Here is a 25,518-nt window from a genome sequence, read left to right as displayed (position 1 = left end):
ATGGAAACATTACAACAGGATAGTCTGGTTGAATATGGTTTCCGTCGCGTAGTCATTACGATTACAGCTGTATTATGTGCCTTGCTGGAAATTGTGGATACGACTATTGTCAATGTAGCCTTGAATGACATGAAGGGCTCCCTGGGCGCTACGTTGACAGATGTTGCATGGGTGATTACAGCTTATGCTATCGCCAATGTAATTGTAATCCCGATGACCAGCTGGCTTTCGCAACAGTTCGGCCGACGAAACTATTTCGCAGCATCCATTATTATTTTTACGGTTGCTTCCTTTTTATGTGGTAATGCAACCAATATCTGGGAACTTGTTTTCTTCAGGTTTATTCAGGGTATGGGTGGAGGTGCGCTTCTGGTAACTGCACAGACGATTATCACAGAGAGTTATCCTCCGGAGAAAAGAAGTATGGCACAGGCCATCTACGGTATGGGTGTCATTGTGGGACCGACCTTAGGTCCTCCGTTGGGTGGATATATCGTAGATGAATATTCGTGGCCGTATATATTTTATATCAATGTGCCTTTGGGTATTATCGCGACACTTTTAACCTTATCTTTCGTCAGAAGTCCCAAATATGGTAAGAAACAGTCTGCAAGTGAAGTGGATTGGTGGGGTGTGGTCTTTCTGATTATGTTTATTGGATCGCTGCAGTATGTGCTTGAACATGGACAGCAGGACGACTGGTTTGAGAATCGTACGATTGTCACTTTGTCGATCTTATCTTTCTTTGGGTTGTTTTTCTTTATCTGGCGCGAATTGACATACAAGAATCCGATTGTCAATCTTCGGGTACTGAAAGATAAAAATCTACAGGTGGGAACTATTATGAGTTTCATTCTGGGATTTGGTTTGTTCGGGTCCACCTTTATTATCCCTATCTACACGCAGTCTATTCTGGGCTGGTCTGCCACGGATGCTGGATTGTTACTGATCCCGAGTTCGATTATGACCGGTTTGATGATGCCGTTTATAGGAAAAATGATTCAGGCTGGCTTACCACAAAAATATATGGTTGCAGTTGGTTTGTGTATATTTTTCGGGTTCTCATTTTTCATGTATGGTATACTGACGAATGACACAGGATCAGAGCATATGTTCTGGCCGCTGATTATACGGGGAGTAGGTCTGGGATTATTATTTGTACCGGTGATGACTTTATCTCTATCTACTTTACAGGGAAAAGCGATTGGAGAGGGGGCTGCATTTACAGGGATGATGCGTCAGTTGGGCGGATCCTTCGGTATAGCCTTGATCACAACTTTTATATCCAGAGATTCACAAAAACACCGGGTAGATCTGATTTCGCATCTGGACTCCAGCAGTTTTGAAGTGCAGCAGCGTATACAGCAGATGCAGGCTAATTTTATGTCTAAGGGATTCAGTTCCAATGAAGCGTTAGCTAAAGCGCATCAGCTTCTCGATCTTTCAGTCACCAAGCAAGCTGCAGTACTCTCTTATATGGATGTATTTCTGTATCTGGGAATTGTTTTTCTGATTTGTGTACCTTTTGTACTGACAATTAAACAAGGTAAAAATAAAGTGGATATGTCCAATGTTCACTAATAACATAAAGGTCTTTCCCCGGGGAGGGGAAAGCCTTTCTTTGAATAAACCAATTATGAGGAGATCATTAAGTGCTATAAAATATTGTCAAAAGTAATAGCCGTATAATACAAGGCTCCAAGTGTAGGACCTCCGGCATACTGAATGTAGTGCTTGTTAAAGATGTTACTTCCACCTGCTTTTATGGTTGCTTTTCCAACTCTGTAGCTTACCTGTGCATCGATGTTGCTGTAAGCATTTACTCTTGCATTGACGAGCGGACTCTCCCAGTCAAATGCATCCTGCCATTTCCATACAATATTGAATCCGAAATTTGGGAGTATCTCTCTGTTACCAAAAGAAAGATTGGTTGCCCATTTGGGCGTATTAAAGCCGGTGACGAATATGTCTTTCTCTTTATTTTCAGTGATGGCACTGTAATTAATATTTCCGGAAAGGGTATACTTTTCGTAAAAATTGTATGTCAATCCTAATGAACTTCCATAGTTGTTATAGCTGTTTTTTGCATTGGTATATACTCTGTAACGGGTTTGTTTAGCACGATTGGCGGCCAGCATATCGATTACAGAAGCATCTGTAGTGATGCGATCTGTTGACGGTACGGCTACCTCTACCTGTCCTAAGAAACCGTTATATACATTGCTGTAGATATCCCAGTCAATAGCCAGTTTATTATCCAGGATAACGCTTTTGTAGCCGATTTCGAAAGAAGTAATGCGCTCGGGATCAGTGGCTTTCAAGTCGGTGGCGGTCAGAAGTTCTTTATTCTTTAATGCAGCATCATTTGCTGTTAATCCTCCTGCGACATCCTTATTCACTGCTGCATTGAAATTGTTAACGGAGGCCAGAGTATACGAATTGTCCAGGTAGCCCAAGCCCTCATTTATATAAGAAAGACCGCCCACACGACGTACATTTCCGTTGTTGACAAAAGAAAGAGCCTCAAAGAGTGCAGGGAAACGGAAGCCGTTCTGGAAAGAAGCTCTGAAATTGTGTTTTTCTGCAAGTGTGTATACTGCTGCAAAGCGTGGGTTAAATTTAGCTTTGAATTCGGGGTTATAATCTACACGAAGGGAAGCAAAAAGCTTTAACTTTTCTTCCAGCAGAGATTTGGTTACCTGAGTGAATCCGCCGAATTTTTTATAGTATACATTTTCTCCGAAAGAACCATTTTCCAAAGGGATATTACGCTCGGCAACAGGTCTTTTGAAGTCTACGAAGTTATTTCCGTCCGGGATAACTTCATAAATAGTCGCATCTGCACCTAAGAGTATGTCTACCACTTCTACGTGACGGGAAAGATCCCATTGCCCGTTTGCATGATAGGTGCGGCTCATTTGTTTGAGTTTTGCACCTCCGGTACTTGTTCCGGTTGATACTCCTGCATTGGTATGATCCCAGTTGTTGATCCCAATAATTGTGTTTTTGAGTTCATCAAAAGCTTTTGTTCCGGCTTCTACACGTCCCAGATCTGCATCTGCACGTGCTTGACGGGCTGCATCAGCCAAAGCAATTCCGTTGTTAAGCTGTGTTTGGAGAGAGGCTTTGAATTTATCTCTCCAGGCATTGTTGGATAAGTGGGTAAGATCCAGATTATCCGCCAGAGGTTTGATATTGTATGAATCGCCGGTATTCTCCGAAGATATATATGTCCGGATGCTATAATCACTTCCTTTTAACTCCAGTTTATGATTCTGAACTCTTACATTATCAAGCTGAATTTTGTTTCCTCTTTGAAATACACCATCCATACGCCCAAAACGGTAGCTGTAGGATAATTCTGCATTTTCGCTTAGCCGGTAGTGTAATGCAGCATCAAATTTGAGATTCTCTACAGTAGGTTTGGATAAATCCTGTTCTTTGTAGCCGGTTCTTCTGACGATCAGAGACTGATTGGATTTTCCGTTGTATGTTAATCCTGATACCGTCACTGCATTATTATTTTCATCACCATAGATGTTCCATCCATCATATGCTGTATTATTAATGCCATCTAATTCCGGATAGGAAGGATTGGCGGTTACAAGGCTATTCGGATTTTGATCCTGATATGAATTAGATAACCAATCTGTTCCTCTCAAATAACTGAGATTGACTTTGAATGCAAATTTGTTGTTAAATGCTTTAGCGTATCGGATTGCATTTTCAGTTAGATTGCTCAGCTCCCGTCCGGTGCCTCCGGTATGATTAAGTCCGTTTTTGCTGTATACACTGAGTCCCTGATATAAAAAGGGATTTTTTGTGAGCAGATTGGCCATACCGTTAATGGCATTCATGCCATATAGTGCAGATGAAGCTCCGGGAGTGATCTCTATACTGGCAATGTCCAGTTCTGTAGGGCCGATAGCGTTTCCAAGTGGAACACCAAGAGTCGCTGCCTGCATGTCTACTCCATCAGCCAGTTGTACAAAACGAAAATTGTTCGGGATATTAAACCCTCTGGTATTCGGAATTTTAAAAGTGATACTGGAGGTTGTCATCTGAACCCCTTTTACATTTTCCAGAGCATCGTAAAAACTGGGAGCAGGAGACTGACGGATAGCCCGTATATCTAATTTTTCGATAGCTACCGGAGATTTAAGAATATTTTCTTCTACCCGGGATGCAGTGACTACGACTTCTTTTCCCAATATAGTCTGTGTGAGCAGTTCGAGGTTTAAATTGGATTCAGGTCCGGTGATTTCATAGGTCCGCGCTGCGAATCCTACTGCTGAGACTTTAAGTTTGAACGGATATTTTGCTCTTGTAGTCAGTTTGAAATCTCCTTTATCATTGGTCGATGTTCCGTTGACTGTTCCTTCGACGAGTACAGTTACTCCCGAGATAGGTTGTTTTGATTCCTGATCAATAATGTGACCGGATAATTCAATAAGATTATTGCCCTGACTGTATGCGGATTGCACTGTAAAGAGGAATAAAATAAAAAGGATAGGTCGAAGTTTTGTCATTTAATTTTATAAAGTCTATAGAATAAGTAGACAAATATATTTTGATGAATGTTATTTTACAAATTAATTTGTGTTTGTGTATGTAATTGGTTGTTTTTCAGTATTTTATTTTTTTTATAAGATGTGTGGGTTCTCTCTCCTAAATAGAACTTGTTCTGACTCGTCGGAAGAATTAAGGAGTTGTTCTTTGCTCTGTTGGTGAGTGGAGCAGCAAACGTATCTGGTTTTTAACCTCTCTCCCGATACATCGGGATCTCTCCTTGGAAAGGAGAGAGAAGGGGTCGCTAAGGAGCTTCAGTTTGCTTCTAAGGAAGGAGGAGAGATAAGCTCCGTTAAAAAGTTCCCTCTCCTTAAAAAGGAGAGGGTTAGGGAGAGGTTTTTTATACTGCTAATGAAGGTATAAGCAAACGGATTTAGTTTTTAACCTCTCTCCCGATACATCGGGATCTCTCCTTGAAAAGGAGAGAGGAGGGGTTCGCTAAGAGTGTATACAAAAACACCTTACTTAATTAACTTAAGTAAGGTGTCTCGAATAATAAGTATAATATGTATTAACTGTACATCTCTGCTCTTTGTGCCTGAACGGCTTCGCTATTGATGTATTCGTCATAAGTCATCAGCTTATCGATGATTCCTTTAGGAGTCAGCTCTATGATACGATTTGCTACTGTTTCTGTCAATTCGTGGTCACGTGAGGTAAACAGCATAGATCCTTTGAAATCTTTCAAACCGTTGTTTAAAGCGGTAATAGATTCCAGATCCAGGTGATTGGTTGGTTCGTCGAAAATCAAAAAGTTAGCTCCCTGAAGCATCATTCTGGAGAACATACAACGCATTTTTTCACCTCCGGACAAGACTGATGCCTTTTTAAGAACTTCTTCTCCTGAGAATAGCATTTTGCCTAAAAATCCACGAAGGAACTGTTCATCTGCTTCGGGATTAGTCGTGTATTCTCTCAACCAATCGATCAGGTTGTCATTCTTACCATCAAAGAATTCAGCATTCTCTATTGGCATATCTGCCGGGGTAATCGTAATTCCCCATTTGAATTCGCCCTGAAAATCTTTATCACGGCCGGTGATGATATCGTAAAATGCAGAAGTAACAAGTGAATTGCGTCCTAAGACTGCAATCTTATCACCTTTGTTGATCATGAAATTAATGTCTTTGAAGAATACTTCTCCACTGACTGTTTTGCCAAGACCCTCTACTGATAAAGTCTGATCTCCCGGTTCCCGGTTCATCTGATTAAACATGATAGCCGGATATTTACGGTTAGATGGTTTAATCTCTTCTATATTGATTTTATCAAGAGCTTTCTTACGGGAAGTTGCCTGTTTGGATTTAGATGCATTGGCCGAGAAACGACGGATAAATTCCTGTAATTCCTTGACTTTATCTTCCATCTTTTTATTTTGATCCGTACGTTGTTTCAGGACCAGTTGAGAAGACTCATACCAGAATGAATAGTTACCGGTATAGATGGTCATTTTGCTGAAATCAATATCTACGATATGCGTACATACGGCATCCAGAAAGTGACGGTCGTGAGAAACGACTAGTACGATTGCTTCATAAGTTGCCAGAAAATCTTCTAACCATGCAATGGTGTTGATGTCCAGGTCGTTGGTAGGCTCATCCAGAATCAGGATGTCTGGTTTTCCGAATAAAGCCTGTGCCAAAAGCACACGTACTTTCTGATTACCATCCAGTTCTTCTAACAATTTATAATGCAGGTCTTCTGAAATCCCCAGGTTACTCAATAAGGTTGCTGCATTACTTTCGGCATTCCATCCGTCCATTTCCGCAAAAAGACTTTCCAGTTCGCCGGCACGCTCGCCATCTGCATCTGTGAAATCTTCTTTTAAGTAAATGGCATCTTTTTCCTTCATGATTTTGTAGAGCTCCTGATTACCGATCAGGATAGTCTCAATGACGGAAAATTTATCAAACTCATAGTGATTCTGTTTCAATACAGACATTCTTTCACCGGGAGTGAACGCTACAGATCCTGTTGAAGGATCGATCTCTCCGGAGACAATCTTTAAGAAAGTGGATTTTCCGGCACCATTTGCACCGATTATACCGTAGCAGTTTCCAGCAGTAAATTTAAGGTTGACATCTTCGAACAGCACACGTTTGCCGAAACGAAGAGAAAGATTGGACACATTAATCATGGCGCAAAGATACGGTTTATTTCCAGAAAAACGGGTAATAAAAAAGAGGATAAACCGGTGTGGAATATCCTCTTAAACATATGGGGTGTGGCGTTATTTATTCCACCATATTTTATTGGTAATGACGTCGTCTCCCTGAGATTTTAAAGCATCCTGATAGTTTGCTTTATTGGTATTCTGTTCAATGATCGGGTATACCAATCTGTTTGGAATAGCCGTACCTACTTCAGGTGTAAAGTAGTAGGTTTTTGTGACACCTCCTACAAGACCGGTCCATAACAGATCTCCGCTTTTGATCAGGAATAAGGGATATCCTGTCCGGCGTATTTCTGACCAGGATTCTATACCTTGATTGTAAAGGGCCAGATATTTTTGAGTCAGTACATTTTGTTTGTTAGCTGCCGGTAATGCAGAAAGATATGTGGCTGCATCTGTATCATTTACACCCCATTTTGTTAATGAAGCTTTTACTCCGTTAGCATAAGCTGTCTGATCCCAGTTTTTATATTCAGAAATCAGGAACTCAACTTCGGAGTATTCCTGTAATACTTCCGCATAGTTTGCTGCATTAATGATTGTTCCCGGTAATGAGATCGTGTTTTCCGGAAATAGTTGTCCTGCTTCGAGCGGTAGTCCGTAGATTTGTCCGTTATATACACCACTTGCATTTGGATTGGCATATTTAGCCAGTCTCGGATCCGGAGTTGTAAAAGGTCCGCGAATTCCTTTTAGGGCATCGATAATAACATTAGAAACGGCAAAATCCTTTCTGTTTGCAATTACTGTAGCACGGTATAATGGAGCTTCATTTGGGGATGCTGATGAATATTTGAAGGCTGCATTGTCATCATTCGATGTGAATACTCCTTGTGCCAGCGCACTTTCAATATGGGTACGGGATAATGCGGCATCTTTGAGTGCTATACGTGTTGCCAGACGCAGGCGTAAAGAGTTTGCAAATTTATACCATTTTTGATTGCTTCCTTTGTAGATATTATCTGATGTGCCGAATGTGTTGGCAGAGCTGTATTTGAATAAGGTGTCTGCGGCCTGCTTCAGTTCATTGAGAATATCTTTATAGATCTTTTCCTGTGTAGCATATTTGGGAGTCAGATTGTCCGGACTTTGTTGTAAGGCCTGGAAATCAGCATCCTTGTTACCGTAAGATTCGTAGGGAATATCACCGAATACATCCGTCAGCGAATGAAAAAGATAGGACTTCAATACGCGTGCTATAGCGATCTGGTTTGTATTGGTTCCCGCATTATTCGCCGTCACTCCGATACGCGTAGCTTCATCTGTGTTGAGTTTGATAATCTCATTCAGATTATTGAGCGCTTTATACGATTTGATCCAGAAATTATCCGAATAACTTGTCGGTATCTGATAGCGGGAAGGATCGGTATAAATATTCTGACTAAAATACTGTGCAAACAATTGTGCCCCTCTGTAGTTGATCTCTTCACTGCGGATAGCATCCATCGTTTGTTTCTGGGCGGATATCAGCAGACTTGTCGTCGATACTTTAGCCGGAAGATTCGGATTTGTATTTATCTCTGTAAATTTCTCATCTGAGCATGAAGCCAGTATCAATAATGATAGACCTAGTAAACCTGTATATGTGAATTTGAGTAATTTCATGGAAAATTAGAATTTAAGATTAACATTAAAACCATAAGTTACCGGGGTAGGAATGTTTCCTCCTTCTATACCTTGTACATTGCCTCCGCTATTGGTAAATTCAGGATCGATATACTTGCTTTTAGTATAGATATTCCAAAGGTTACGGCCATAGAGAGATACGCCAAGATTTTTCACAAATGTGGTATTCTTAAGCTTGAATGAATAACCAACAGTTACTTCGCGCAACTTGATAAAGGTTCCGTCAAAGATGGAGAACGTAGTCGGTCCGTTGTACTCGTTACGAGCCCACTGCTGAGCTGTAATACGGGTGTCGTTTTCTGAAATATTGGATACCGTGTAAGAACCATCCGGATTAAAAACTACATTGCCTTTGACACCATCTAATATGACGCCTGTTTCACGGATATTATTTTCTGCGGTACGATCTAATATACCTGCATACATACCGACTTTATACGTTTGCGAGAAGAAGCTTCCACCTACACGGCCATCGATTAAAAATCCTAAACTTAGGTTTTTGTAGCGGAACTGGTTTTGAAAGCCAAATATGTAGTCAGGAAGTACAGATCCCAATGGTACGAGTTGTGATGTTCTCATATACGTACCATCTGCCTGCACAACTCTTCTGCCATCATCTGTTTTTACAAAATCATACCCTAACAATTGTCCGTATTGCTCACCTTCTCTGGCAACAAGGCTTACCAGTGAATTGCTCAGTGTATACGTATTGGCATCATCAGATAGCTTGATTACTTTATTTCTGTTGCGGGACCAGTTTAATGTACTGTTCCATTCCAGGTTTTGAGATTTAACAGGCGTACCGTTCAGCGTTATTTCCAAACCTTTGTTATTGATCTTACCGGCATTGATAATTTTGTATTCATATCCGAATGCAGGAGAGACAGGTAATGGAATGATCTGGTTTCTGGAACTGTTATTATAGTAAGTCACATCAATTCCGACTCTGTTTTTAAGAAATTGAAGGTTCAGCCCCGTCTCCCAGGAAGTCGTAATTTCCGGTTTCAGTAACGGGTTGTTCAGTTGATTCTGTAAACTTGTGGAAGGAAGTCCGTCAAACGAGAGATCTACACCATACACTTTGTATAATTGATAAGGATCTGTGTCATTTCCCACTTGCGCCCATCCCAGGCGTAATTTACCGAATGAAAGCCAATCCAGATTTTTAACACCTTCTAACTGACTGAAGATAAAACTTCCTGTGAATGATGGGTAGATAAATGAATTGTCATCGACTGGTAGAGTTGAGGACCAGTCGTTACGTACCGTACCATCAATATATAGTAAATCATTGTATCCTAAAGAGAAGCTACCGTACAGGGAAGATACTCTTTTGTGAAAGCGGTTATTATCAACTTTAACACTGGAAGCATTTTTTAAATTATAGTATTCAGGTACTATCAGCCCGCCCTGTGTAATGGCATAATCTACTTTCCGTTGCTGATCGCGTAAGTTTGCACCTATGTTAGCTACTAAAGAAAATTTATCCCAGTTCTTTTTGGCTGTAGCGAGGAATTCATAGTTGTATTCATTCAGCTTATTACTGGATTCTTCGTATTGCGAAGCAGAGCGGGAGTATACCGCTATGCGATCCTGATAATTAAAGCTGTAAATGTCTCCATGTACTTTTGCTCCTACGGTCAACCAGTTATTGACATCATATTGTAATCCGAAATTACCGTAAAAGCGATCCCGGCTCTCTTCCATATAACTTTCATATGCAGACCAGTACGGGTTGTCAATAAATCTGGTTGCTTCTGCAGCCGGAGTATTTTGCCAGCCTGTACGGTTCCACGCCAGCGGAGTACCATCTGCACGTTTATAGTTTTCTAATATTTTGTAGTCCACCTGTACTGCTCCCCACTGGAAGGCTTCCAGCATAATATTACGGTTAGAAGCTCCGCTCCAGGGTTTACCGAGAGAAGAATTTTTGATATAGTTGAGTGTAGAGGTAATCTTCAGATTGCCTAACTGCGTTCCTCCCGAAAAATTCAGGGTGTTACGGTCAAGACTGGAATTAGGGATTGTCCCGGATACATTCTTGTTGGTATACGAAAATCTGTAGTTTGTACTTCCACTTGTTCCTGCTATAGACAGGTTGTTCGTATTGGAAATACCCGTTTTGAAGAAATAATTTACATCATTCTTAGGGTAGGACCATGGAGTCGGTTTGAGGTAATTTGCTTCATCTTCCGGATTCAGGCTATACCACTGTAATACCGGTGTGCCATCCAGACGAGGTCCCCAGCTTTCATCAGATGCATAATCTACAATTTTGTAATCTGTACCATTGATATTCGCTGTCGGGAAGGTAGTAGCATATCCCTGACCGTATAATTTTTGTCTTTTGGGAAGGCGTACGATATTTTCAAAATCTACACCTGTATTAAGGCTGATATCTACACGTTCACCTTTAGCAGCTCTTTTTGTAGTGATCAGGATGACCCCGTTTGCTGCTCTGGATCCGTAAAGTGCTGCTGCGGAAGGTCCTTTTAATACTGAAATATTCTCAATATCATCCGGATTAAGATCCTGGATCATGTTTCCGACATCTTTTCCCGCACTACCATTTATCGTTGCGCTGCTGTTAAGATCGCTGTTGTCCATAGGTGTACCGTCTACGACATAAAGAGGCTGATTATTTCCGGCAATAGAGTTGATACCTCGCAGCAATACGCGTGTAGATCCACCGATGTTACCGCCTGATGAGACAACCTGTAAGCCTGCTACTTTTCCTGAAATAGCACTGAGTGCATTTGTAGGACGGGTTTGCAGTTCAGTAGATTTGACTTCCTGTACCGCATAACCCAATGCTTTTTTCTCACGGGATATACCGAGTGCAGTTACCACTACTTCTGTAAGTTGTGTATTTTCACTTTTCAGACTAATTGCCAACTGCTGTCCGCTTTTGACTGTAAGTGTCTGCGATTCATATCCGATGAAAGTGATGCGGATTTTTGTTTCTGCAGAGGAAATTTGAAGCGTAAAAGCTCCGTTCTGATCTGTTTGTGTTGTATGTGTACCACCTATTTCAGTGACGGTTACTCCGGATAGCGGAAGATTTTGCTCATCTGTTACTTTTCCGGAAACATTATTATTCTGCGCATGCAGGTAAGACGGAAGTAGTATGCCGACGATAAGAATAAGAAAATGATGAATTTTTAAATTCATGAATGTAAAAGTTTAGTTCATAAAATATTAATATAAAAAAAGGATAGGGGTAGGAAAACAATGATTTGCATTATTTTCCTGAGAGCATTCGAAAGCAGTAGAGTTTGTGTGTTTTGGTATTCATTGCAATTTATTATTTTGCAAATATATAAAATCTATATGAATGGTAGATTATATAGTTTAAAAAAGTTGTTTTATGACAGTAAATCAGTAATAAAGGTTTCGAAGGGTACCCTTATTTCAGGACTTATCTGTAATTATTGGTTTTTGGAAAATTGAATGTAAACGACGAAAGGATACGTAATCAGGCAGATTGTATCAAAGGAAGCTATCTGGTAAGAGAACGCTTATATAGGGGAATATGTTTGAAAGCAGTCATTGCAGGGTTATTACATAACGCTCGAACATGTCGTCGCAAATACCAGTATGAGAGCTACGACCAATAGAATTGCAAAAGTTGTAAATGGAGTTCTTTTCATTTTAGTTCAGTATTGAATAGTTAAATCAGGTACTTGCAAATATCGTACCTAAGATAAATTTACCTTCCTGAACTGTTGCTGGTTTCTTAAAGTTTATCCAATAAAAAGAAGTAAGATTTAAAACCATGATGCATAAATGGATGATTTATGTCATTCGGAAATGAGCTTGTATAGCTGCTATCTGGTTTTAAAACAATGTGTTGGCCTGCACGCATATAATTTGATGAGGGAAAATATTTCGGCTCTACTAAACTAGGATATTTTTTTTTGAGAAAAGTGAAAACTTTATGGCCCAGTAATTTTTCTATATTTTTTTGACTTTTTTCTGTAGGTTTTTTTATCCTATTAAGATAATGTTTTATCACAATCTTTTTGCCGAGGGATTGTTTTTGTATTGCTTTCTGTAATTGCGGAAAAGGATTAATCTCATTAAAATCATCTAATTTCTGTACAGAAAACGGTGTTTCAGGAACCCAATCCATTGTATTGACGACATTGAACGCCCATCCTATCTGCGTATCCGCTTCATATTGATAGGCATAATACAGGTTTCCAACTTTTGGTGCAGCAGAACTGTATGTTTTAAACTGTATATCTTTTGGTAATTGTCCCTGTTGTTGCAGATGGCGAAGATGGGAAGTTAAAAGGTAACTGATGGCTCCGCCCTGACTATGTCCTGTAATATAGATATCTTTTATACCAGCTTTATAACATGAGTCCAGATGAGGTAAAATATCAGCAGAGAGAAAACCTGTGCTGAATGTCCAGCCTACGTGAACTGCTGCTTTAGGGTCGTCCGAAAAGTTATATTCAAAAATCCGGGATTCGTCTAATTGTAACTGCCCTTTAGCAGGTATCATAGCTGCATAGAAATTAGCCATCCAGCTTTCCGAGCTTGATACTGTTCCTCTGATTCCTATTATAGCCTGTTTATGTTGATCGTTTGTCCACAGCCACCAGCGGTTTTCGAGTCCCATAACGGGGGATGTGTATTTCAACGTAAAATCCTGATATACGGGATGATCTTTTACCTGACTCATTAAGGTGAGCATGGTTCTGTATTCCTCTTTCTCAAAGCCTGGTTTGAGGGATTGTGCGAATGTAAGGGATGTATAGAGACTTAAGAAGACTATCAGAAACGGGTATTTCATACAGAAGAGTTAATGTTTTATTGTACTGTTTACAATAATAAGGTCTTTTGATCTGAAATACAATCTGCAGGTTTAAGATTAACATTAAATTAACCCCATTCTGTTTGTTTTCTGTGTTTGTCAGGAACTCATTTTAACAATACTTCCTTTTTCCAAATCCTTGATAACTGTTACGGACATAGGAATACGTTCTTTCAACTCTTCCACATGTGAAATGATACCTACTATTCTGTTTTCCTTATTGAGATATTGTAATGTTTCGAATACGGTATTCATACTTTCTGCATCCTGTGTGCCGAAACCTTCATCAATAAAGAAGAAATTTTTATCGGCCTTATTGAGCGATTGTATATTTTCGGCTAATGCTAATGCCAGACAAAGGGATGCCTGAAAGCCCTGTCCTCCGGAAAGTGTTTTTACAGAACGATGATAGCCGTTGTTGAGATAGTCGATGACCTCGAATTCGTTGGCTTCATTGATAATGAGGCTGAGCTGATTTTTGGTGAGCCGGTGGAAACGCTGATTTGCAATATCGCATAAGCGTTGTAAATGGATGCTCGATACATAATTTACAAATCCCGAACCCTTAAACATATTATCAAGTGTGCGCAGATTATCTTTACGGTGGCTCAACTTTTCAAACTCTGTCAGAAGTTTTCCTTTTTTATCGAATTCCTGTTCCAAACGTTGTAATTCACGTTCTAATGCTCCTGTGTGTGCAATCTGCAATTCCTGTGCAGATTTCTTTTCTTCTAATTCGATTTTTGTACGTTCGAAAAGCTCTTCGTCAAAATCCTGAACCGAACTGTTCTGCATAAGCTCGGTGATTTGATTTTGAAGCGTTTCGTAAGCTACTTTATAGTCTTGTATACGTTTCCGGTTTTCAATGACAGGCAGATTTTTTTGTAATACAAGCTGAATGGCTCTCATACCCGGCAGATGTTGTTGCTCGATGTGAGCGAGTATTTCCTGATTCAGCTTGTCGATCTTTTGTACCGTAGTTTGGTAATTCTCCAGTGCCTCTGTATGTTTTCCTTGTATAGAAGCAATTATTGTGTGGAGTTGATTGATCGCTGTCTGCAGCGTTTTATGCTGTTCTTCAGTAGTTATTATCAGTTCTTCAGCGCTTTGTATTTCTGTTAAGAGATCGTGATCGCTATCATTGTTATAATCTTCAATCTGAATAGCTTGTATCTGAATCTTATGCTGGGTGATCAAGCCTTCTATAACGGCAATTTGTTGAGTGAACTCATTTAACGACCGTTCGAATTTTGCTGCTTTACTCTGTGTCTCTGTCAGCTGTACACGCAGTGATTTTAACAGCAGCTCTGCTTCTTTTATCTGTATTTCACTTTGTCTTAAAGCTGCTTTCTTTTCGTCAAACAGCGTACGGTCGTCCCAGCGGAAATTTTCCCAGCTGAATCGGGAACGGAGTGCTGTGAGTTGCTCATCTGCCTGTTGCAACTCTTTTCCGGCAGCTTCCAGTTGTACTTTTTTATCCTGATAGGTTGTACTCCATCGGGTCGTCTGACTGAGAAGGGATTGCAATTGCTGTTGTCTTTCTGTAATCTCCGTTTGTTTTGCTTTTAAATCCTCTAACTGTATGCTGACATCATGTATCTGCATCGGGTGCGGATGGTCCAAAGATCCGCAAAGGGGGCAGGCTTCTTCATGATGGAGGTTGTCTGCAAAGCGACCGAGTTCTTTTTGTACATGTAAATCAGTTTCCTGTTTAGTTAGCGCTCTGATATCAACGGTAATCTGTTGGAGTTGATTAGTGATTTCAGATTCCCAATTATCTACTGTATAGCCGTTATCTGTAAATAAACCTGTTATTTCTTCCTGCTGTGCCTTTAAAAGATCAATCTTTTCGATTAGGGCAGATTTGTTTTTCAGGAGAAGATCATGACGTTGGTACCAGTTGTCTATTTCTATCAATTCGGAAGTGTCGATCTTGACAGATTTTAGCTGTTCGAGAGTTGTTTCCTGAAGATTTATATCTTCTGTAAAAAGCTGTTCTTCCTTTCGTGTCTGTTCCAGTATAGGTGTTCCTTTAGCTAAACGGCTTTGCAGATTATTTTTTTCAGCCTGTTGTGTTCTTATCTGAATCAGATTTTTAAGATCACTGATTTTTATTCTGAACTCTTCCGTTTTCAGGAAATCTTTTTCAACTTTCTGAAAAGAATGCTCTTTCTCTTTCAGTGTCAGGGATGTTTGCTGTTTCTCCTGTAACAGATTCTGGATTTTTAGTTCCAGCTGATCCTGATCCCGTTGTAAAGAATCGATTCTATCCAGAGGTTCCCGAAACAGGGACACCAGTTTTTCATATTCATCCAATTCTTTTTCCAGATGAATGATTTCAGCTTGTTTTAACTTTAATTGTGCAAACTGTTCTTCTTTTTCCTTCAGATTCTCACGATTGGTTTTCGCTTCAGACAGTATTTTGTAACTGTTTTCTGTTTGTTGATATGCTGATCTTAATGTGTCTAATAATGCTTTAGCTTCGCTTAAAGCAACTTTTTTCAGATCAATTGTTCCTGAGTTTATTTCTTCAAATCCGGATAAGGCACCCTGAAGGTGCTCCATCTTTCTGTTGTTATCAATCTGAAGCACGGATACTTTTGGTCCCAGGTCATATTTATCAAGGTTGAAGATTTCTTTCATCATATCCGAGCGGTCTTTACCTTTTAGGTCAAGAAACTCTTTAAACTGTCCCTGAGGAATGATGATAGTTCTTTTAAAATTCTGATAAGTCAGATTGGTGATATGGGTAGCATCTGCAGATTCCATAGGGACCCAGTTCTGCTGCAGCCATTCATAAGCAACTCGTTCTATCGTGGAGGTCTGATCAAATTTCTTTTTTCTTTTCCAGTGTACGGCAAATCTGAACTTGCGGTTTTCAAAATTGATGAAATCAAAGATGATAGTAGCAGCTGCAGATTTAAGATTGAGCATATTGTAGCTGCGGTTCTCTTTGGAATTGAGACGTTCGGTGTTACCGTACAAGGCAAAACTAATCGCTTCGAGAATGGAGGATTTTCCGGAACCGACATTCCCGAATATACCAAATAATCCCGCTTCAGTAAGCCTGGTGAAATCTATTTCCTGTTTTTCCTGATAAGAATATAAGCCTTCTATACTTAAATATATGGGTAGCATCTGTTAGTCTTCTGTATCGTTGGTACTGTTCAAAACTTCGTTAAATAAAGAGATCAGTTCATCATTAACCTCTTGTCCGTATCTGGATTTAAAATAATCTTTGAAGAGATCCTGTATATCCTGCTCAAGATTGATATGCGCTGCAGCAGACAGTTGTTGTTCCTGTTGTCTTACGATCGGTATAATATGGATGATTCCGTCATGTGCTGCATGAATACGTTTCAGATCCTGTGAGGTTGCAAATGTTTCACTTACCAGTGTGAGTTCTACCAATGCATTTGGATGTGTCTGCAGCCACGATACAGCTTCGTCCGTATTATCGAAGCGTTTGCGATAAAGCCTGCGTCCGGATTGCAGATTGCGTGTCTTTATCTGTACCTGTCTGTTTGCTTCGGCTTCAATAATGACTACTTTCTTTTCCTGTCCGGCTTCGGAAAATGAATAGGCAAGCGGACTACCGCTGTAGACTACAGGTGCAAGATGTCCACCTATATTCTGATAGCGATGGAGATGCCCCAAAGCGGTATATTGTATTTGTAAAGGTATTCCGTCTGAATACACGATATCTGCATTTCCTATTTTGATGGGTTTTTCTCCATCCGGTTCCTCGAGTATTTCGCCTCCTCGCTTTAGCATATAGAGGTGAGTGACCAGAATGTTTACACCATATTTATCTGCATAGCTATCTGCAAGTGTGCGCCAAGTATTTTTGAGCACCTCATTGAGATTTTCTCCTTTGTCAGTAATCCCCAGATACTGTTTGAGACGAATTTCGTTTGCAAAGGGAGTGGACAGTATGCGTAACGGAGAAGAATGCTTTGGCAGCTGCAGTTCTATAAAGCCAAGATCGGATCGTGTAATCGTAAATCCGTTTTCTATCTGAATAGGCTTGATGGCTGTGTCAGGGTATCCCATAAATATAATTCCGCATTCACGGGCCAGAGCGTCAGGCGCATTTATACGGTCGGGACTATCGTGATTTCCAGCAATTGCAAGTACTGGGCGTGCTCCATTGTTAGCAAGCCTCTTGAGGGTCTTATATAATAAATCTACGGCTTCAACCGGAGGATTGAACGTGTCAAAGAGATCTCCTGCTACAATAACTGCATCTACCTGTTCTTCTTCTGCAATATTACATATTTCTTCAAGTACGACACGTTGTTCTTCTATTCTTGTGAAGAAGTCCAGTTTTTTTCCCAGATGCCAATCGCCCGTATGCAGTATCTTCATGCTTTTTAATTGTTATGCTAATATACCTTTAATCTGTAAAAGGTCGAAATACCTTTTAGGTTATCATGTGCTTACAGCATCAATGTACCATTGCTGACAGGAGTTGTTGTTGTACCTATGCGTCTGATTTTCTGTCAGAATGCCCCAGATCTTTATCTCTGGCAACGATATCACGAACTAATTGTTTTAATTCTTTTATTTCAGGAAAGCGTCCCATGCGTTTGCGGTCAAAAATTTCCGTTTCATCAACAGTAATCAGGTAGCGTCCGCTTATTTCGCTGGGTTTCAGGGTTACAGCATGGAGTTCTTCTGTAAAGGTAGTCAGGAGCTCCTGTGCCATATATGCTGCACGTAACATCCAGCCGCATTTGGGGCAGTATTCTATTGTAATGGTTGGCTTCATCGCAAAAACTATGTCATTATTCTTGACTAATTTATGGATTTGTACACGCAATCCGGGTATATTTTGCTATTTTAGATATCTCATTTCTTTATAAAACTCCATTTACTATGAAACACTCTACACTTCTTGCTGTTTTTCTTTTGCTCTTTCAGGGTATACTTTTAGCACAATATGATCTAAAGAAAGATGTTGCTTATTATCCGGAGGCAAAGGGTAAAACGGTTGAATATGAAAGATGTAAACTTGATTTTTATTACCCCGTCGATAAGAAAGATTTTGCTACCATACTGTGGTTTCACGGAGGAGGATTGACCGGTGGTCAGAAGGAAATTCCGGAATATCTGAAAAACCGCGGAATGGCAGTAGTAGGAGTAGGGTATCGTCTTTCACCTCAGGCCAATGTCGAAGGTATTATTGAAGATGCTGCTGCGGCTATTGCATGGGTATTTAATCATATTGAAGAGTATGGTGGTTCCAGACGACTTGTTTTTGTATCGGGACATTCGGCAGGCGGATATCTGGGAATGATGACGATATTAGATAAACATTATCTGCAAAAGTATACCATAGATGCAGATCAGATAGCCGGACTAATCCCCTTCAGCGGACAGGCGATAACACATTTTACGAGTCGTCAGGAGCACGGTATAGCAGAGAAGCAACCGACTATAGATCGTTTTGCGCCCTTGTTTCATGTTCGTCAGGATGCTCCTCCGATCTTGTTAATAACAGGTGACAGAGAGCTTGAGATGTTGGGCCGGTATGAAGAGAATGCTTATCTGGCGCGTATGTTAAAAATAACAGGTCATCAAGATGTCCGTTTACTGGAACTTCAGGGATTCGGACATAATATGCAGTATCCTGCCTATCCGTTATTAATAAAGGAAGTGGAGGAAAGGACAAAAAAGATTTTACAGAAATAAGCGGAAAGATTCAGGAGTCTGAGTCACAGCCAAAGAAAAGCGGTTTTAAAACAAAAAAGGAGCACCAGCTCCTTTTTTTTATCTTTTTTTATAAGGATACTACTTCCGGATGTTTTTTACCGTTATGACAAGTCATGCAACTTATCTGAGCTATTGTTCCGGATTTTTCGTCTTTATGTGTGAAATATTTTTTATTGATTTTCTGAGTCATCTTCATCATACTTCTTGCAATTTCTTTATGTGGGTTTTCATCGCTTGCAAAGTCCATTTTCTGAGGGTCAGTGGTACTTTTGGCATGGCAGAAATTACATTTTACGCCTAATGCAACTTTAAAGTCGTCCATAACTTTGTCCAGCTCTTCATTACTTATATTTTTAGGAAGTACTTTCAGATTTTTTGCTTTTTTTTCCTGCGCAGGCTGGGGAGCCGGAATAAACGCACTCAAAGCGATAATGGCAGAGAAAATAACAGTTACAATGGCGATTTTTTGAAGTCTCATAATGTAATGTGTTTATATGGATTGTCGTGTTAATGTAAAATTAAGATATAAAGATCACATATGGTTATACAATAATCTATTTAGAATTTGTATCAATAATCCGTCAAGAGTTTGTATTTTAGTGACCCGAATATTAAATTTTTGACCCTATGTATATGTATATCAAGTCTGTAGTAAGTTTTTTAATATTTTTAACTTTCTTTATTCAGGCAACAGTTGCACAACCAAGTCCGGTGAAGGGAGAGACTGCATACCCTTTTATGATCCAGTTACCTAAAGCTGAAATTCTTGAGAATAAGCCTCCTATATTAGTGTTTCTTCATGGCAGAAGTTTATCAGGCACTAATCTGAATCGGGTAACCCGTTATGGAGTACTCTATGCGATGGCCAAGGGTCAGGAAGTACCAGCCATTGTTATAGCTCCGCAATCCAGAGGAGGATGGGATCCAGATAAAGTAATGGAAGTAGTTGATTACACAATTAAGAAATATAATGCGGACAGTTCCAGAATATATGTTGCCGGCATGAGTATGGGTGGATATGGCACTATGGATGTAGCCGGAAAATATCCTGACAGAATAGCTGCAGCAGTAGCTATTTGCGGAGGAGGCACATTGAGTTATGCACAAAATCTGGCTAAAGTACCTCTTTGGGTACAACATGGAAATAAAGATTATATCGTACCGATGTCCGAATCTAAAAAGATTGTCAATGCTATAAAAAAAGCAGATGCAGATGCAGATGTTACGCTAACTATTATTCCGGGAGGGAATCACGGTAGTGTAGAGCGTCTTTTTCATCAGGATGATATTTATGACTGGATGTTCAAGCATGTAAAAAATTAAATGATCCATAATCAAAAATGCTAATATTTTTAGTATTTTTGATTATGGAAGAGACGAATTACTTTAAGGGAAGAGGCGCACAGGTCAATCCAAATAATAAATTTTTTACCTCTCAATATGTACAGGAGCATATTGAAGGTTTAGATGAACCCTTTCTGGAGCATGTGCCTACGCAATTGATTCCCACTCATCCTAAGAAAATTATTTCCGTTTCGGATAGTCCGGATCTCCATTTTACACAATCTATTAATCCTTACCAGGGATGTGAGCATGGTTGTATTTATTGCTATGCCCGCAATGCTCATGAATATTGGGGATTCAGTGCGGGATTGGATTTCGAACGCAAGATACTGGTGAAGTATGATGCTGCCCGTCTCCTGGAAAAGCAATTTAATAATATAAACTATCAGCCTTCTACAATTATGCTTTCCGGTAATACAGATTGCTATCAACCTATTGAACGCAAACTAAAGATTACAAGGTCTATTCTGGAGGTCATGTTGAAGTACAGACATCCGGTATCTATCATTAGTAAGAATACATTGATGTTGCGAGATCTCGATATAATTGAGGAGCTTGCTTCATTGCAGTTGATCTCTGTAGCTGTTACTATCAATTCTCTGAGTGAAGAGGTAAGGCAGAAGATGGAACCCCGTACAGTAACTGCTTCAGCAAGATTGAAGCTGATTGAAAAGCTGGCGGGTAAAGGAGTGCCGGTAATGCTTATGGTGGCGCCGATAGTACCCGGAATCAACAGCGATGAGATGCCGTTACTGATCAAAAGAGCAGCAGAGGCAGGAGCGCGGTCGGCCAGCTATACTGTTGTCAGGCTAAATGGTGCTATAGCTGGCATCTTTAAGGATTGGTTATATAAAAATTATCCGGACCGTGCGGACAAAGTGTTGCACGGCATAGAGGATTGCCACAACGGAAAACTGAATGACAGTGAATTTGGAAGAAGGATAAGAGGAGAAGGAATTCTGGCGGAAAGTATACGAGATCTGTTTCGCTTATCTGTAAAACAACACATGGGTAAAAATGATCTTCCAACACAAAGAACTGATCTTTTTCAGGTTCCTAACCGAGGGCGACAACTGGGACTTTTTTGATAATTGCTTTAGATATAATTGAAAAGCTCAGAAATAATTGTTTCTGAGCTTTGTTATTATGGAGCGAGTAGCGTTGTTGTTTGTTTTAAGTTGTTTTATATGCATAAGGCTTTGTTTTTTATTTTTTAGGGTACGAAGTAACGACCTGACTTACTTTCCATATTTCTCCATCGCTGCACACAGTTACATATTCTACTTTTGTAAAGTTCTTGTAGGTCAATGTTATTTTAGCAATTGCACAGTTGTCGTTGCGTTCGATAATGGTATGACTTGTCTGGCAGTTCTGCACATAGCCTTTCTGGCTTTTTACATAGTCTATAAATGGTTTTTTTGAATGAGTTATCACTTTTGAAGGAGTGGAAACTGTCTGAAAGAAATTGTCTGTAAACAAATTTTCTACATTGGCAGGGTTTCCCATAGTCGTCGTTTCGATATAATTGCTGATTACAGCATCTGCTGAATAATTTTTGCCAGGATTATAGATTCCGGAAGCAAAAGAGCTTGTTGTTATTGCAATGAATAATAAGAAAGCTACAGTTTTGATTAGATTTTTCATGATGTTTTTTGGTTGTTTTTAATTTTTTTTATGGTTCTTGTTAATTGTTTGATCCAAAGGTATAAGCAATAACAAACCCTGGCCATAGCTAATTGGTGAGTCCAGTCAAAAAATCGGTAAACAAGGTAAACTGATCGGTGAAAAAGTTGCAGCAGATCTGCTTTTCGGTGAAAATTCCGGTGTAAAACCAGAGAAGTCTGTTTTTTAGGTTTTACATTCTTCTCTGGATAGTTCGTATAGCAGGTTAATCGAATTGTTTTAGAATATCTTTTATACGGTCTGTATACTTTTCATAGGTAGATTTAGCTGAATATTCTGCAATGGTAAAGAGGAATACAAGTGTGCTGATAGTGAGTGCTATGTATGCTGTTGTTCCGGGTATTAGGGATTCCACCTTATACGCAAGGGCTCCGAAGTCGAATTTTGTAATATACAAGCAGGTAATCCCGTAAGCAAGGGCTGTGATGATCATGATAAAATTGAAATTGGTATAGATGTTTACATTTAATTTCAATTCATGGTAGAACCAGGTCAGATCTTTTGAGTTTTCCAGATCAACTGATAGCGTTGACTTGTAAAAGGTATAAAATTTATATATATAATATCCCGAGAATGATAAAGTTAAGGCATAAAACAGCATGTAAACTGAAGTCATTGCCTGATTGAAATTGAAGTAATAGGGTACAAATAACAGTGCGACCAGAGCTATGATCTGTGTAAAGAATTCAATTCTCATTTGTTTCCTTACCGGCTCTGCAATAGTTGTGTTTAAATTTTTAGTTTCCATAATTTCTGAATATTAGATTTTACAGAGTTAGTACAACTGTTTAGAGAAACGTTACATGATTTGTGAAAAATTATTAAGTTTTTTTGAGGTCGCTGAAAAGTGTTTAAGCGCTATTTAAAGAAGTTCATTTTCTTTATTTATGGAAACGCAAAAAAGGCCTTACAGATCTGTCTGTAAGGCCTTTTCGCATTTAAAGATTTGATTATACCAAAGGAGCCGGAGCTTCTTCGTCAAATATTGGTAACTCTTTAATAATGTTATACCAGGAGATAATTTTCTTGATATCTGAAGTATATACACGGGACTCATCATGTCCAGGTGCTACTTCACGGAAAAAATCACGTAATGTATCTCCGCTAGCTTTCACATCAGGTGTTTCCAGTCCTTTTGTTTTGATCGTTTCGAATACGTCCAGTAATTTGATTTCTTCTTCCTCTCCATAGATAGTGATATCTTCCAGAGTCGCCATCTTTGTAGTAGACAGATTTACTACTGATTTTATCTTGGCTTGATCTAATGTTTCCAGGATAAAGCCACCTTTGTTTTGTCCGATCAGTTTAAATAATCCCGGTTTGCCGGTTACGGATACTAATGCTCTTAAATTCATTTTAATAGTTTTCGGTAGAGGGATTAATCTTCGATTACTTCAATAGTCAGGATACGGTCACCCTGACGGATATCATCCACTACATCTACATTTTCAACAACTTTACCAAAACAGGTATGGTTGCGGTCAAGGTGAGCTGTATTGTTGCGGCTATGGCAGATAAAAAACTGAGAACCTCCGGTATTACGACCGGCATGTGCCATAGAAAGTACTCCACGGTCATGGTACTGGTTTTCTCCTGTCAGTTCACAATCTATTTTGTAACCCGGACCACCTGTTCCCGGTACGCCTGCTGCACCTTCTTTAGAATTAGGGCAACCTCCTTGAATAACGAAATCAGGGATAACACGGTGAAATGCTAATCCGTCATAATATCCTGATTTAGCCAGTTTGATAAAGTTATCTACGGTATTTGGAGCATCAGCTGTGTAAAATTCCACAGTCATGTCGCCTTTTTCTGTTTTAATAATCGCTTTGCTCATATCAATATTTTTTTGGATTACAAAGATAAGATTTACAACTGACTTGGGAAAACGTAAAAGTGGATGATTTTCTTTACTTAATGAAGTAAATATTTTGAGAAATAACTTTTCTTTGAGCGATATTGTTATCTTTAGAGTGAATTATATAATTTTTAATTATGAGTAAGTTAGCGATAAATAAATGGGCAGAAAATGACCGGCCACGAGAAAAGCTGGAAAGACGTGGAAGAAGGGTTCTGAGTAATGCAGAGTTACTGGCTATTCTTATCGGTTCAGGTTCCTTTGGGGAAGATGCTGTCGGACTGGCGCGCCGTATTCTTTCAGATCATCAGCACAATCTTGATTTCTTGTCTCAGCTGGATGTGGATGATCTAAAGGTATATAGAGGCATAGGCAGCGCTAAGGCTATTACTATTATAGCTGCTTTGGAATTGGGCCGAAGACGAAAAGAGAGTACGGAGAAGGAAGCTGTGGTCCTTAATTGCAGTCAGAAAGTATTTGAGTACTTTAAATTCCAATTACAGGATCTTCAGCATGAAGAGTTCTGGGTATTATACCTTAACCGTGCATCTGTGGTTCAGAGTCAGCAACTCATAGGGAGGGGAGGGAATGATTTTACTCCTGTAGATGTCCGTATTATCCTCAGACAAGCACTGAATTGTCATGCCAGTTCTATGATCCTCGTTCACAACCATCCTTCAGGTTCCCTGAAGCCAAGTAATCAGGACCTTCAGCTGACAAAAAAAATTGTAGATGCTTCAAAAATAATGGATATTAGAGTAATGGATCATGTCATATTTACAAACAGCAAATATTTTAGTTTTCAGGACGAGGGATTGATGGATTAATCTGATCGATTCATGCCATTAAAAAAACCATTTACAAATGAAAAAGAACGTTGACAGATTTACAGACCGGGTGGTTGATTATGAAAAATACAGACCCAGTTACCCGAATCAGATTCTTTTCCTACTAACTCAGGAAATCGGATTTAATAAAGATTGGCTGATCGCTGATATTGGTAGCGGGACAGGTATATCGACCAAACTGTTTGTGGATAACGGTAATAATACCTTTGGTGTGGAGCCAAATCAGGCGATGCGAGAAGCCTGTATTCATCATTTCAAGAAGAATAGAAATTTTATAGCGGTAAATGCTACAGCAGAAGATACCAAAATTGATGATCATTGCGTTGATCTGATATTTGCAGGACAGTCTTTTCACTGGTTTGATAAAGTAAAGACAAAGGCTGAATTTCAACGGATCTTAAAGCCGGAAGGGCATATCGTGCTGGTATGGAATCAACGCAGTCCTGAAGATGAGTTTCAGCGTGCTTACGAAGAATTTCTGGTCAGACATATTCCGGAATATCAGACAGTCACTCAGAAGAATATCACAGATGAACATATTCATGACTTCTTTGCACCTAAATCCATCCGTAAGTTCTCTCTGCCAAACCAGCAAACTTTTGACCTGAAAGCATTTTTCGGACGGGTAAAATCTTCATCTTACTTTCCAAATGAGGAAACCGAAAGTAAGAGCCTGTATGAAGGACTTCGGGAACTTTTCGATGAATATGCTATTGATAAGCGTTTAGTATTTAATTATCAGACAGATATTTATATCGCTTAGAGATGAGGATAATATACTACTATAAAGTAAAGAAGGAAGATCGTATTGATAATAAATACAGAGGAAACTAAATTTTAAAAACAAAGGCCTTTCCTATCGGAAAGACCTTTGTTATAG

The 25,518-nt window shown here is 39.5% G+C and carries 20 protein-coding genes; 7 read left to right on the top strand and 13 right to left on the bottom strand.

Translation table 11 applies throughout. From position 1 onward, the window contains the following. Entirely contained in the window at positions 1–1,581 is a 1,581-nt protein-coding gene (locus I6J02_RS01185) for an MDR family MFS transporter (protein ID WP_201680033.1), read from the top strand. A 74-nt stretch (positions 1,582–1,655) separates the two neighbouring features. Here I6J02_RS01185 and I6J02_RS01180 read toward each other — a convergent pair whose 3' ends face one another. After that, entirely contained in the window at positions 1,656–4,529 is a 2,874-nt protein-coding gene (locus tag I6J02_RS01180; protein WP_201680032.1) for a TonB-dependent receptor, read from the bottom strand. A gap of 202 nt (positions 4,530–4,731) precedes the next feature. On the opposite strand from I6J02_RS01180, the gene I6J02_RS01175 reads away from it, so the two are divergent. Next, positions 4,732–4,932: a hypothetical protein gene (locus I6J02_RS01175; RefSeq protein ID WP_201680031.1), complete on the top strand. Its 201-nt coding sequence runs from the start codon at positions 4,732–4,734 to the stop codon at positions 4,930–4,932. Positions 4,933–5,080: 148 nt separating this feature from the next. Here I6J02_RS01175 and I6J02_RS01170 read toward each other — a convergent pair whose 3' ends face one another. The 7 genes from I6J02_RS01170 to I6J02_RS01140 all read right to left on the bottom strand — a co-directional run bounded on the left by I6J02_RS01170 (position 5,081) and on the right by I6J02_RS01140 (position 17,961). Beyond that, on the bottom strand, positions 5,081–6,706 hold the full coding sequence (locus I6J02_RS01170) for an ABC-F family ATP-binding cassette domain-containing protein (RefSeq protein ID WP_201680030.1): 1,626 nt from the start codon (positions 6,704–6,706) through the stop codon (positions 5,081–5,083). A 93-nt stretch (positions 6,707–6,799) separates the two neighbouring features. Next, positions 6,800–8,347, bottom strand: a complete 1,548-nt coding sequence (locus tag I6J02_RS01165; protein WP_201680029.1) for a SusD/RagB family nutrient-binding outer membrane lipoprotein — start codon at positions 8,345–8,347, stop codon at positions 6,800–6,802. A 6-nt stretch (positions 8,348–8,353) separates the two neighbouring features. Beyond that, positions 8,354–11,539, bottom strand: a complete 3,186-nt coding sequence (locus tag I6J02_RS01160) for a SusC/RagA family TonB-linked outer membrane protein (RefSeq protein ID WP_201680028.1) — start codon at positions 11,537–11,539, stop codon at positions 8,354–8,356. A 565-nt stretch (positions 11,540–12,104) separates the two neighbouring features. Beyond that, positions 12,105–13,169, bottom strand: a complete 1,065-nt coding sequence (locus I6J02_RS01155; RefSeq protein ID WP_201680027.1) for a lipase family protein — start codon at positions 13,167–13,169, stop codon at positions 12,105–12,107. 120 nt (positions 13,170–13,289) lie between these two features. Further along, on the bottom strand, positions 13,290–16,328 hold the full coding sequence (locus I6J02_RS01150) for an AAA family ATPase (protein ID WP_201680026.1): 3,039 nt from the start codon (positions 16,326–16,328) through the stop codon (positions 13,290–13,292). Positions 16,329–16,331: 3 nt separating this feature from the next. Next, a complete protein-coding gene (locus tag I6J02_RS01145; protein ID WP_201680025.1) occupies positions 16,332–17,558 on the bottom strand; it encodes an exonuclease SbcCD subunit D in 1,227 nt (408 codons plus the stop codon). Between the two features lie 115 nt (positions 17,559–17,673). After that, on the bottom strand, positions 17,674–17,961 hold the full coding sequence (locus I6J02_RS01140; protein WP_201680024.1) for a SelT/SelW/SelH family protein: 288 nt from the start codon (positions 17,959–17,961) through the stop codon (positions 17,674–17,676). A gap of 107 nt (positions 17,962–18,068) precedes the next feature. Between I6J02_RS01140 and I6J02_RS01135 the strand changes: the two genes are divergently transcribed. Then, positions 18,069–18,884, top strand: coding sequence for an alpha/beta hydrolase (locus I6J02_RS01135; RefSeq protein ID WP_201680023.1), 816 nt, complete (start codon positions 18,069–18,071; stop codon positions 18,882–18,884). 88 nt (positions 18,885–18,972) lie between these two features. On the opposite strand, the gene I6J02_RS01130 is transcribed toward I6J02_RS01135, so the two are convergent. Beyond that, positions 18,973–19,383: a c-type cytochrome gene (locus I6J02_RS01130; protein ID WP_201680022.1), complete on the bottom strand. Its 411-nt coding sequence runs from the start codon at positions 19,381–19,383 to the stop codon at positions 18,973–18,975. A 155-nt stretch (positions 19,384–19,538) separates the two neighbouring features. Here I6J02_RS01130 and I6J02_RS01125 point away from each other — a divergent pair, with 155 nt between their 5' ends. Beyond that, on the top strand, positions 19,539–20,228 hold the full coding sequence (locus I6J02_RS01125; RefSeq protein WP_201680021.1) for a prolyl oligopeptidase family serine peptidase: 690 nt from the start codon (positions 19,539–19,541) through the stop codon (positions 20,226–20,228). Positions 20,229–20,245: 17 nt separating this feature from the next. Continuing rightward, the gene (locus I6J02_RS01120; RefSeq protein WP_201680020.1) at positions 20,246–21,337 is read left to right on the top strand and encodes a PA0069 family radical SAM protein; all 1,092 of its coding nucleotides are present in this window, start codon (positions 20,246–20,248) and stop codon (positions 21,335–21,337) included. A gap of 118 nt (positions 21,338–21,455) precedes the next feature. Here the strand turns inward: I6J02_RS01120 and I6J02_RS01115 are convergent, their stop codons facing one another. From I6J02_RS01115 to I6J02_RS01100, 4 genes are all read right to left on the bottom strand, one after another. After that, entirely contained in the window at positions 21,456–21,893 is a 438-nt protein-coding gene (locus I6J02_RS01115) for a nuclear transport factor 2 family protein (RefSeq protein ID WP_201680019.1), read from the bottom strand. 244 nt (positions 21,894–22,137) lie between these two features. Then, entirely contained in the window at positions 22,138–22,680 is a 543-nt protein-coding gene (locus I6J02_RS01110) for a hypothetical protein (RefSeq protein WP_201680018.1), read from the bottom strand. A 202-nt stretch (positions 22,681–22,882) separates the two neighbouring features. Further along, entirely contained in the window at positions 22,883–23,287 is a 405-nt protein-coding gene (locus tag I6J02_RS01105; RefSeq protein ID WP_201680017.1) for a DUF5606 domain-containing protein, read from the bottom strand. A gap of 23 nt (positions 23,288–23,310) precedes the next feature. Next, entirely contained in the window at positions 23,311–23,769 is a 459-nt protein-coding gene (locus tag I6J02_RS01100) for a peptidylprolyl isomerase (protein ID WP_002993785.1), read from the bottom strand. Between the two features lie 158 nt (positions 23,770–23,927). On the opposite strand from I6J02_RS01100, the gene radC reads away from it, so the two are divergent. After that, complete coding sequence (gene radC, locus I6J02_RS01095; RefSeq protein ID WP_201680016.1) at positions 23,928–24,617, top strand: RadC family protein; 690 nt, start codon at positions 23,928–23,930, stop codon at positions 24,615–24,617. Positions 24,618–24,654: 37 nt separating this feature from the next. Next, a complete protein-coding gene (locus I6J02_RS01090) occupies positions 24,655–25,401 on the top strand; it encodes a class I SAM-dependent methyltransferase (protein ID WP_201680015.1) in 747 nt (248 codons plus the stop codon). Positions 25,402–25,518 lie beyond the last annotated feature (117 nt).

Origin of the sequence: Sphingobacterium spiritivorum (genome assembly GCF_016725325.1) — a bacterium.
Lineage (GTDB): Bacteria > Bacteroidota > Bacteroidia > Sphingobacteriales > Sphingobacteriaceae > Sphingobacterium.
Note: the sequence above shows the minus strand (reverse complement) of the source record. Positions and strands in the feature narration are given on the sequence as shown.